The organism is Janthinobacterium sp. UMAB-56 (assembly GCF_900095265.1).
Lineage (GTDB): Bacteria > Pseudomonadota > Gammaproteobacteria > Burkholderiales > Burkholderiaceae_D > Janthinobacterium.
The window spans coordinates 370,689-380,113 of sequence record NZ_LT607652.1 but is presented as its reverse complement, the minus strand read 5'-3'; the positions used below and the strand labels follow the sequence as shown (position 1 = coordinate 380,113).

10 protein-coding genes are annotated in these 9,425 nt (G+C 65.9%); all 10 read left to right on the top strand.

Annotated features, from left to right (window positions below; translation table 11 throughout):
* Positions 1-205: 205 nt before the first annotated feature.
* Genes K0F85_RS04800 through K0F85_RS04760 form a run of 10 tightly spaced genes read left to right on the top strand, consistent with a single transcriptional unit; the run spans position 206 to position 9,421 of the window.
* Positions 206-1,552: an ATP-binding protein gene (locus K0F85_RS04800; RefSeq protein ID WP_219114776.1), complete on the top strand. Its 1,347-nt coding sequence runs from the start codon at positions 206-208 to the stop codon at positions 1,550-1,552.
* The gene (gene cpaB, locus K0F85_RS04795; protein WP_219114775.1) at positions 1,549-2,394 is read left to right on the top strand and encodes a Flp pilus assembly protein CpaB; all 846 of its coding nucleotides are present in this window, start codon (positions 1,549-1,551) and stop codon (positions 2,392-2,394) included. The genes K0F85_RS04800 and cpaB overlap by 4 nt, the downstream gene beginning before the upstream one ends.
* Positions 2,395-2,416: 22 nt before the next feature.
* On the top strand, positions 2,417-3,196 hold the full coding sequence (locus K0F85_RS28600; protein ID WP_257572525.1) for a pilus assembly protein N-terminal domain-containing protein: 780 nt from the start codon (positions 2,417-2,419) through the stop codon (positions 3,194-3,196).
* Entirely contained in the window at positions 3,078-3,944 is an 867-nt protein-coding gene (locus tag K0F85_RS28595; protein WP_306983218.1) for a type II and III secretion system protein family protein, read from the top strand. Before K0F85_RS28600 ends, K0F85_RS28595 begins: the two co-directional genes overlap by 119 nt.
* A gap of 9 nt (positions 3,945-3,953) precedes the next feature.
* On the top strand, positions 3,954-4,238 hold the full coding sequence (locus K0F85_RS04785; protein WP_219114774.1) for a pilus assembly protein: 285 nt from the start codon (positions 3,954-3,956) through the stop codon (positions 4,236-4,238).
* Positions 4,239-4,284: 46 nt separating this feature from the next.
* On the top strand, positions 4,285-5,835 hold the full coding sequence (locus K0F85_RS04780; RefSeq protein ID WP_219114773.1) for a Tad domain-containing protein: 1,551 nt from the start codon (positions 4,285-4,287) through the stop codon (positions 5,833-5,835).
* Positions 5,836-5,842: 7 nt separating this feature from the next.
* Positions 5,843-6,310, top strand: a complete 468-nt coding sequence (locus K0F85_RS04775; RefSeq protein ID WP_219114772.1) for a TadE/TadG family type IV pilus assembly protein — start codon at positions 5,843-5,845, stop codon at positions 6,308-6,310.
* Positions 6,311-6,320: 10 nt separating this feature from the next.
* Entirely contained in the window at positions 6,321-6,839 is a 519-nt protein-coding gene (locus tag K0F85_RS04770) for a TadE/TadG family type IV pilus assembly protein (RefSeq protein WP_219114771.1), read from the top strand.
* A 23-nt stretch (positions 6,840-6,862) separates the two neighbouring features.
* A complete protein-coding gene (locus K0F85_RS04765; RefSeq protein WP_219114770.1) occupies positions 6,863-8,014 on the top strand; it encodes an AAA family ATPase in 1,152 nt (383 codons plus the stop codon).
* A gap of 39 nt (positions 8,015-8,053) precedes the next feature.
* Entirely contained in the window at positions 8,054-9,421 is a 1,368-nt protein-coding gene (locus tag K0F85_RS04760; RefSeq protein ID WP_219114769.1) for a CpaF family protein, read from the top strand.
* The last annotated feature ends 4 nt before the right edge of the window (positions 9,422-9,425 follow it).

Here is a 9,425-nt window from a genome sequence, read left to right as displayed (position 1 = left end):
CTGAGCGGCTACCTGCTGGCCAATACCTCGCCCGCCAACACCGTCACCTACGTTGCGACGATGACCATGATGGTGGCGCGCCTGCTGCGCGAAGAACGCTTCCTGTCCACCGACGTGCGCTATCGCGTCTACATGCGCCAGGTGAAGTACCGCCTGCTGCCTTTCATCTTCTGACATCCGGCCACCCGAACAAGGAGTACCTATCATGCCTGACACTTATCCAGAACGCAGCGACGGCGGCGGCATCGAGCCGGCGGCCAGGCGCGCGCCACGCACGGTCGAAGAAACAGGATTGCCTTTCCTGTTCCTGGTCGAACTGCTGGTCAAAATACTCTTCCTGCGCGGCCAGATCGGCCTGCCCGCCCTGTCGACACACGTCAAGCTGGGTGCCGGCGTGCTCGAGCCGCTGCTGACCTTCATGCGCGCCGAAAAGCTCTGCGAAGCGCGCCGCAACGGCGGCAGCGGCACCGACGCCGACCTGTATTACCTGCTGGGCGACCAGGGCCGCCTGCGCGCCGCCGAGTACATGCGCCGCAATGCCTACAGCGGCCCCGCCCCCGTCGCCCTGGCCGATTACAGCAACCAGGTGCTGGCGCAAAGCGTGGCCGACATGCAGGTCACACGCGACGAGGTACAGCGCGAGTTCCGCGACGTGGTCGCCAGTTCGGCCGTGCTCGACCAGCTGGGCGCGGCCATGAATTCCGGGCGCGCCCTGTTCTTCCACGGTCCCGCCGGCAGCGGCAAGAGCTACCTGGCCGAGCGCCTGAATGGCCTGCTCAGCGGTGCCATCGCCCTGCCGCATGCCGTGATGGTCGACGGCGAAGTGCTGCCGTTCCTCGACCCCATGCTGCATACCCTTTCGCGCAGCGGTTCCGTGCCGCCCGACCCACGCTGGGTACGCGCCGAGCGCCCCGCCGTGCTGACGGGCGGCGAGCTGACGCTCGACATGCTGGACCTGCAATTCGACCAGGGCACGCGTTTGTACCAGGCGCCGCCGCACCTGAAGGCCAACAACGGCATCTTCATCATCGACGACCTGGGGCGCCAGCGCTGCTCGCCAGTGGAGCTGATGAACCGCTGGATCGTGCCGATGGCACGCCATATCGACTACCTGTCGCTGCACACGGGCTACAAGTTCCCCGTGCCCTTCGATGTCATCGTCGTATTTTCCTCGAACCTGGCGCCGCAGCAGCTGGCCGACGACTCCTTCCTGCGCCGCATCGGCTACAAGATCCATGTTGGCCCCCTGAGCGCCTACCACTATCTGGCCGTGTTTCGCAGCACCTGCGCCCAGCTGGGCATCAATTTCGACGAAGCCTCTTACACCTATCTGCTGCACCTGCACAACCAGTACCAGCGGCCCTTGCTGGCCTGCTACCCGCGCGACATCCTGGCGCAGGTGTGCGACCAGGCGCGCTATGAAGACCACGCGGCGCAGCTGTCTCCGGAAGTGCTGCTGTGGGCCTGGAAAAACTATTTCGGCAGCGATGACGACCTTGCAAGCACACATAACGGACCGGTAGCGGTCCAGCACAAAGGGGAAGCAAAATGAGAAACGCACGCGCTCTGACGATGATGGCCATTGCGGTCATCCTGGCGTTCGCCGCGGTCATCGTGGCCGCGCGCTGGATCAATGCCCAAGCCTCGGGCAATATCAACAAGGTGGCCGTGGCCCAGGTCGACATCAGCCTGGGCGCGCGCCTCACGCCCGACATGGTACGCATGGTCGACTGGCCATCGAACGCGCTGCCACCGGGCGCCATCAACGATCCGAAACTGCTGGAAACGCGCGTCACGCGCACCAGCATCCAGCACGGCGAACCTATCATGGAAGGCAAGCTGGCGCCTCCCGGCACGCAAGGCGGCCTGTCGGCCGTCGTCGCCGAGGGCAAGCGCGCCATGACCGTGCGCGTCAACGATGTGGTGGGCGTGGCCGGCTTCGCCCTGCCCGGCAACTTCGTCGACATCCTCGTCAACACCCAGGGCGAAGGGGCACGCAAGACGCCGGACCGCGATCCGAATATTTCCAAGATCGTGCTCGAACGCATACTCGTGCTGGCCATTGCCCAGGAATCGAGCCGCGACGATACCAAGCCCAAAGTAGTCAATGCGGTGACCCTGGAACTGACGCCGGAACAGGCGGAAAAACTCGATCTGGCGCGCAGCGTGGGCACCCTGTCGCTGGTGCTGCGCAACCAGGTCGAGGACAAGCCCGTCAATACGGAAGGCGCCACCAAGTCCAGTTTGCTCGATGAAAAAGTCGCCATTGCAGCCCCCGCCGCCATGGTGCAAGCCAGGCCGCTGCCACGCCGCCGTCCTGCCGCAGCTGCGCCACAAGTCGGGCCACGCGTCGAAGTCATCAAGGGGCTGGAACGCAGCTCCCAACAATTCTAACCTGCACCAGAGGAGTCACGCCATGAGCACATATTGCACAGCAAGCGGAAGCCGGGTACTCAGCCTGGCGCTTGCCCTCGCCATGATCGGCGCCCTGGCGCCCCAGGCCCGCGGCGAACCCGTCGCCGCCACCGCCGTTGCCGCCGACACCGGCGCGGCGCGCAGCAGCCGGCCAGCCACCCGTCCCAAGTCCACGCCGCCGCAAAGCGAATCGCGCGCCGGGCGCACCGAGATGGCGCCGCAAATGAGCCTGGCCGAAGGCAAGTCGACCCTGATGCGCCTGCCGTTCGCCGCCAGCCGCATGTCCGTCGGCGATCCGCGCATCGCCGACGTCATCCTGCTCAATCCCAACGAGGTGTACCTGCTGGGACGCTCCGTCGGCACCACCAACCTGATCCTGTGGAACAAAAGCAATGACGCCACCATCATCGACCTGGCCGTCGGCATCGACAGCAGCAGCCTGCAGGCACGCATGGCCGAACTGCTGCCGAACGAAAAAATCCACGTCACGGTGGCAGGCGACACCCTGATCCTGTCGGGCATGGTCAGCGACGTCGTCAAGGCCGACCAGGCCCTGTCGCTGGCCAACGCCTATGTGCAGCGCAGCGCCCGCAGCGGCAGCGCCCGATGCTGGCATGCCGCGCGTGATCAACCTGCTGTCGATCGCCGCACCGCAGCAGGTGATGCTGGAAGTGAAGGTGGCCGAGGTGTCGAAGGTGCTGGTCGACCAGCTGGGCGCCAGCCTGGGCATCAACAAGACCATCGGCAGCTGGTCATACTCACTGCTGTCCAGCCTGCTTAGCAATAATCCCAGCGGCTTGAGCGGCGCCAGCAAGAATAACTTCTTCAATCTCGACGCGCAGAAGCGCGATGGCTTGATCAAGGTGCTGGCCGAGCCGAACATCATGGCCATCAGCGGCCAGGAGGCGAGCTTCCTGGCCGGCGGCAAAATCTTCATCCCCGTCAGCCAGACCAACAATGGCGGCGTGCCCACCATAACGCTGGAAGAGAAGGAATTCGGCGTGGCCGTGAAATTCACGCCCACCGTGCTCGAAGGGGGACGCATCAACCTGAAGGTGGCGCCGGAAGTGTCGGACCTGAACAAGGATGGCATCGGCATCACGGCCACCGGCATCTCGGCGACGGCCGTCCTGCCCTCGTTTACGACGCGGCGCGCCACCACCACGGTGCAGCTGTTCGACGGCCAGAGCTTCGCCATCGGCGGCCTGATCAAGAACAATGTGACCAGCAATATCAAGGCCCTGCCTGGCTTGGGCGAAGTGCCCGTGCTGGGCGCCCTGTTCCGCAGCACGGACTTCCAGACGGACCGTTCGGAACTGGTCTTCATCATCACGCCGCACCTGGTCAAGCCGCTGCCGGCCGACTACAAGCTGCCCACCGACGGCTACATCGAGCCGACGCGCGGCGACATCTTCATGCAGGGAAAAATGGAAGGCAGCGCGCCTGCTCCTGCTCCCGCAGCGCCAGCAGCGCCCATGCAGCCGCAAGCGGCCGCGCCCCAGTCCGCCGCCGGCTTCGACCTCAAATAGGAGAACACCATGAAAACCGCACATTGCCTGCCTTGCGCCGCCCTGCTGTCGCTATTGCTGCTGGCCGGCTGCGCCGCCACCACCACGCCCGTGCTCGATGCACACTTTGGCGAATCGGTGGCCTTGCTCAAGGCGCAGCAGATCATGTATCCGGACGCCTACCGCAATACCAACCCGGTCAGCGGCATCGACGGCAAGGCCGGCGCCAGCGCCTACCAGCGCTACCAGAAATCGTTCGCGGCGCCGGAACCGCAACCGAATGTCTTCACCATCGGCGTGGGCGGGCGCCAGTAGGCGCCAGTCCCACGATGCACTCCCCCCAGGCCACCAGGAGACAGCTATGAACACCGCATTTCGCAGGCACGACAAGCAGCAGGGCGCGATCGCCATCGTGCTGGGGCTGACCCTGGTGGTGCTGTTTGCCATGGGCGGCCTGGTGCTGGACCTGGGCCACCTGTACATCGCCAAGACGGAATTGCAGAACGGCGCCGACAGCTCGGCGCTGGCAGGCGCCGTGGAACTCAATCAAAGCGCCACCGGCATCGACAACGCACAGGCCAAGGCCATCGCCATCGCGCAAAAGAACCGCTACGATTTTTCCACCACGCTGACCCTGACGGCCGCCAACATCAGCTTCGGCCCCAGCCCCGACGGTCCCTGGTCGTCCGGCGCCAGCGCCCGCACCAGTCCCCAGGGCCAGACCTTCATCCGCGTCGACACGGGCAGCAAGACCTTCGCCACCTACCTGATGGGCATCGCCGGCATCGCCAGCACCAGCACCTCGGGCGTGGCCGTGGCGGGCCGCTTCGTCAACGACGTCACGCCGATCGGCGTGTGCGCCGTCGATCCGGCCAACAAGACGGCGCAATACACGTATCCGGCCGCGCCTGCCGGCACGGGACTGACGGAACTGGTCGAATTCGGCTTCCGCCGTGGCGTCACCTACAATCTGTTCGGCCTCAATCCGCTGGGCGGACCATCCGATCCCTACCTGATCAACCCCGTCGATGCGCCGCCCGGCAGCTGCAGCGCCTCGCATTCGAGTGCCGCCTCCACCGCGCCGTTCATGTGCACGGGCAGCAGCGCCGTCATCACCAGCGGCTCGGGACAGGTTTACACGAACACGGGACTGACGGCTTCGCTGGCCGCCTCGCTCAATTCGCGCTTCGACGACTACGGCGGGCCCTCCGTGTGCGACCCCGTGTCGGCCCCTCCGGATACCAACATCAAGGAATACCCATGCGTGGGCGGCGCGTCGCCCTGCGCCGCCAGCGCCGCCAACTCGCCACCCACCGGCTGGATGCAGCCGGGCGCCAGCACCCTGCCCAGCCAGCAGTCGGTCAGCCTGGCTGGCAACAAGCCGAATTACCAGCTGCCGCCCGCCGGCACGGTTCCCGCTCCCTCGGCCGCGTTCGCCCAGTTCGCCGGCTACGGCGTGCTGTGGTCCTACGGCCCCGCCTACCAAAGCAATGGCGCCACCCCGGCCAAGGCCGGCACGGCCTATAGCGTCACGGACGGCAACGCCAATCCCATGTACAGCACGGCCAAGGCGAATTACTTCGACACGGCCAGCTACCCCGTCAGCGCCGGCGCTGGCTTTCCTGCCAGTACGCCGCCTTCGCCGTACAACCAGACCAGCGGCCCCACGTTCCAGGCGCCGTCGGTGGCCCATCCGGGCCAGCGCAACCGGCGCATCCTGAACGTGGTGCTGGTCGATTGCCGCACGGCGCCCGTGGGACCGGCTTCGTGCGGCACCATGAACGCGGTGGGCATCGGCAAGTTCTTCATGACGATGAAAGCCGATTTCACCGGCGGCACCAAGCGCCTCGACGTCGAGTTCGCGGGCCTGATCGAACCGGTGCCGAATTCCGAAATCAAACTCTACAAGTGAGGCCGCCATGCATAAGCACCTGTCCCATGCCAGCCAGCGCGGCGGCGCCGCCGTCGAATTCGGCATCGTGCTGGCCCTGCTGGTCACCCTGCTGGCCGGCATCTTCGGCTTCGGCCGCGCCTTCTGGTACTACGACGCGCTGACCAAGGCCACGCGCGACGCGGCGCGCAATATGTCCGTCAAGGCCAAGGCCGGCATCGCTTCGCAGGGCGTGCCGGCGGCCCGGCAGACGGTGGTCGATGCGGCCACCAGCGCCGGCATCAGCAACTTCACCACGGCCAACGTGACGGTCACCTGCCTGGATGCGGCGTTCAACGACAGCAGCTGCACCGACGGCACTGCGCCGGGCGGCATCCGCGTCGAAGTCGTCAACTACACGCTGTCGGTGGGCCAGTACCTGCCCTTCGTGATCGGCGCGGCCAGCAGCTATGCCACGCCGCTCTCGCCGCGCACCACCATGCGCTACATGCTGTAAGGAGAACGCCATGCGCCACCGCCTTTCATCGCCCCCCACGAGCAGTCGCCAGCGCGGCGCCGCCGCCGTCGAATTCGCCCTGGTGGCGCTGCTGTTTTTCACCCTGCTGTTCGGCATCCTCGAATTTGGCCGCATGCTGTATCTGTACAACACGGTGCAGGAGGTGAGCCGCCGCGCCGCGCGCGAGGCGGTGGTGCGCTGGATCGACCAGGCCGACGCCGTCAAGACCCTGGCCCTGTTCGGCGGCGCGGCCCTGCCTGCGGCGCCCGAAGTCACGGCCGCGAATATCACCATCAGCTACCTGAACAAGAGCGGTGCCGAAGTGACCTTGCCGCCGCTGGACCCGGGCGACAACCTGTCGGCCTGTGGCGACAACACGCGCACGGCCAGTTGCATCGACAGCGTACGCGTGTCGATCGACAACGTCAGCTATACGCCGATGGTCAGCCTGTTCGGCTTTCTCAATATCGCCGTGCCCGCCTCGGTCGTGGTCATGCACGCCGAAAGCCTGGGCTTCCAGATCAACTGAACGCCTTTACCGGGGAGTACCAAGTGAATATCGTCATCGTCTCGAAAAATGAAGCCCAGCTCAAGCGGCTCACCCGCCTGCTGCGCGAACGCAGCGCGGCCGACCGCGTCGCGCTGCTGGCGAGCATACCCGATGTGTTCGACAACGGCGTCACGCCGGACTTGCTGCTACTGGAACAGGAGCAGACGGGCGAAGCAGAGCTGGAACGGCTGGAGCTGCTGGGGGGGCGCCATCCGCAACTGGCCATCATCGTGCAATGTCCGCAGCAAAGTCCGCAATTCCTGCTGCGCTCGATGCGCGCCGGCGTGCGCGAAGTGCTGCCGCCCGACGACGATGCGGCCCTGTGCGCAGCCCTGCGCCGCATCGAGGACAAGCTGCAGAAACAGGTCACGCGCAAGGGCCAGGTGCTGGCCTTCGTCTCGTGCAAGGGCGGCAGCGGCGCCACCTTCATCGCCGCCAATCTCGGTTACGCACTGGCTGCAGGCGAGCAGCGCAAGGTGGCGCTGCTCGACCTGAACCTGCAATTCGGCGACGCCGCCCTGTTCGTCTCGGACCACAAGCCGGCCACTACCCTGTCGCAGCTGTCGCAGCAGATCGTGCGCCTGGACGCGTCGCTGCTCAGCGCCAGCATGATACAGATCACGCCCTCGTACAGCGTGCTGGCCGCCGCCGACGATCCCGCCCATGCGGCCGACGTCGAAGCGGAGCATATCGACCGGTTGCTGACCCTGGCGCGCAGCCAGTACGACTATATCCTGCTCGACGTGGGGCGCGGCCTCGACCCCGTCAGCGTGCGCGCGCTGGACCGGGCCGACCTGATCTTCCCCGTGCTGCAGGCAACCTTGCCGTATGTGCGCGACGGCAAGCGCCTGCTCGACGTGTTCCGTGGCCTCGGCTACCGCGAAGACAAGATCCGCCTGATCCTGAACCGCTATGCCAGCAGCGACAACATCCGCGTGGCCGACCTGGAAGCGGCGTATGGCAAGCACGTCTACAAGTCCATCCCCAACCATTACGAGGCGGTGGCGGCCTCCGTCAGCCAGGGCGTGCCCATCCTCAAACTGACGCCGCACAATCCCGTTTCGCGCGCCCTGCAGGCACTGGCCGCCAGCCTGGCCGGCGAAACCCCGCCAGCCGCGCAAGGCTGGGTGGCGCGGCTGCTGGCGCGTGCCTGAGGCTCCAGCCAGATACCCCCCATTCACAGGAGACCGACCATGACTGCCGAAAAACTTACCCTGCGGGACCGCCTGGGCTATGCTCAGGATGACGCCAGCCTGAATGACGATGCCGCGCACCAGGGCGCAGCCAGCCAGAGCTACCAGCAACTCAAGCACCGCACCCACCAGGCGCTGCTCGACCGCGTCGACCTGGAAGGCATGCAGCGCCTGTCGCGCGAACAGATCCGCGAAGAACTGAAGATCCTCGTCAGCGACGTGCTCACGGAAGACAATGTGGTGATCAACGAGCTGGAACGGCGCTCGCTGATCCGCGACATCCAGGATGAAGTACTCGGCTTCGGCCCGCTCGAACCGCTGCTGGCCGATCCCGGCGTGTCCGACATTCTCGTCAACACCTGCAGCCAGGTGTATGTCGAGCGCCATGGCCGCCTGGAACTGAGCGACATCCGCTTCACCGACGACGCGCACCTGATGAAGATCATCGACAAAATCGTCTCGCGCGTGGGTCGGCGCATCGATGAATCGAGCCCCATGGTCGATGCGCGCCTGCCCGACGGTTCGCGCGTCAACGCCATCATCCCGCCGCTGGCCATCGACGGCCCCGTGATGTCGATACGCCGCTTCTCGGCACAGCCCCTGCGGCTGGCCGACCTGATGCTCAAGCACAGCCTGACCGAGGAAATGAGCACCACCTTGCAGGCGCTGGGCAAGGCCAAGGTCAACATCCTGATCTCGGGCGGCACGGGCAGCGGCAAGACCACCATGCTCAATGCGATTTCCGGCTTCATCAGCACGGCCGAACGCATCGTCACCATCGAGGACGCGGCCGAACTGCAGATGCAGCAGCCGCACGTGGTGCGCCTGGAAACGCGGCCCGCGAACATCGAGGGCAAGGGCGAAGTGACGCAGCGCGCGCTGGTGCGCAACGCGCTGCGCATGCGCCCCGACCGCATCATCCTCGGCGAGGTGCGCGGCGCCGAAGCGCTCGACATGCTGGGCGCCATGAACACGGGCCATGAAGGATCGATGGCCACCATCCACGCGAACACCCCGCGCGACGCGCTGACGCGGCTGGAGAACATGATCAGCATGGCCTCGGCGGGCCTGCCCGTCAAAGCCATGCGCCAGCAGATCAGTTCAGCCATCAGCGTGGTGGTGCAGGTGGCGCGCCTGACGGACGGCAAGCGCAAGATCATTTCGATCCAGGAAATCACGGGCATGGAAGGCGAGATGATCACCATGCAGGAAATCTTCACCTTCCGCCAGACGGGCATCGGCGAGGACGGCACGGTACAGGGACATTTCCATGCCAGCGGCGTGCGGCCGCATTTCCTGGAACGCCTGCGCGCCTTCGGCATCAGCCTGCCGGAAACCCTGTTCGATCCCGCCCGCCAGTACCACTAAGGGG